Here is a 1,042-nt window from a genome sequence, read left to right as displayed (position 1 = left end):
GCGCCTGCGCCAGTGGGAAGGTTTAGCCAATCCGCAGAAGATTGATCATCCGCTGCTGGCCGCGCCCTTTGACCAATTGCCGCTCGAGCAGCCAGTGCCTGAGCTGGACGAGTTGATGCAAGGTGTGCTCAAGCGTGCAAGGGAAGATTGGCCACAGTACGATGAAGTGCTGTCTTTGCCAGCATTGAAGGGTTGAACAGGTGCAAAAGGGAAATAGGGGTCAGACCACGATTAGTGCGCCAATGTATATTGGTGGTCTGACCCCTATTTCCCTGCGGGAGAAGTGAAAATTGTGAACGGCGAAGTTAAATATATTGATAATACATCGGGGCACTATGAGCCCTCTGGTCGGGCTGCTCAAACCGCAGCAGAAGATGCTTTTTCTCGAAAAGGGCTTGATGTGGGAGGGAAGTATATAGAAAAGTCTGGGTGCCAGATTTTAGCAATTCCAGAAAAGGCGCCTGGGTGCCGAAATGAATGACGTCATTAAAGAGTTTGATAAACTTTGCGATATGGCTATAGCCGCTTTTGGTGAAGAGCTAGACATTTCCTACGAGATGTCCTTATTAAAGATTTTGGAGTTTGTAAAAAAACATCCTGGCTATAAAGAAAATTTTATAGATAGATTTAAATTGATTTTAATGTCTGTAGACTCGCCCTTTGAAGTGGTGGCATTTTGTATGCGTGAGCTTCAGTGGCCCGAAATTAAAAAATTTGTAATTTCAAAGATGAATCCTTCTGAGGACCCTCGTAGCGAGGCCCTGCGAAGCACATTAACTGTATATGACGAACTTTGGCCTGATGCGGATCTTTACAGTTACTATAGTGTGAATTAATTGGAGAAAATAGGGGTCAGACCACGATTACTGCTAAAACGTATCTTGGTGGTCTGACCCCTATTTTCTAGAACCGGCTTAGCACTGACCGCCTGATCGTCAGCGACATCAAGAATGTCAGCGAAATCAAAAGTCAGTCTGCCGGTATTTCGGTGTCTTCCAGCAGCACCAGCGGTGCGTCGATGGGCGGCAGCATCCCGATAGCA

1 protein-coding gene and 1 pseudogene are annotated in these 1,042 nt (G+C 46.6%); both read left to right on the top strand.

The genetic code is table 11. The features are described from left to right. Positions 1–196 (top strand): annotated as a pseudogene (locus tag AO064_RS31375) (hypothetical protein); the annotation flags it as partial. 277 nt (positions 197–473) lie between these two features. Then, positions 474–836 carry a hypothetical protein gene (locus tag AO064_RS21775; protein WP_064054622.1) on the top strand — a complete coding sequence of 121 codons (363 nt, stop codon included), beginning with the start codon at positions 474–476 and terminating at the stop codon, positions 834–836. The last annotated feature ends 206 nt before the right edge of the window (positions 837–1,042 follow it).

It is taken from the genome of Pseudomonas marginalis (assembly GCF_001645105.1).
GTDB classification, from domain to species: domain Bacteria; phylum Pseudomonadota; class Gammaproteobacteria; order Pseudomonadales; family Pseudomonadaceae; genus Aquipseudomonas; species Aquipseudomonas petroselini.
Note: the sequence above shows the minus strand (reverse complement) of the source record. Positions and strands in the feature narration are given on the sequence as shown.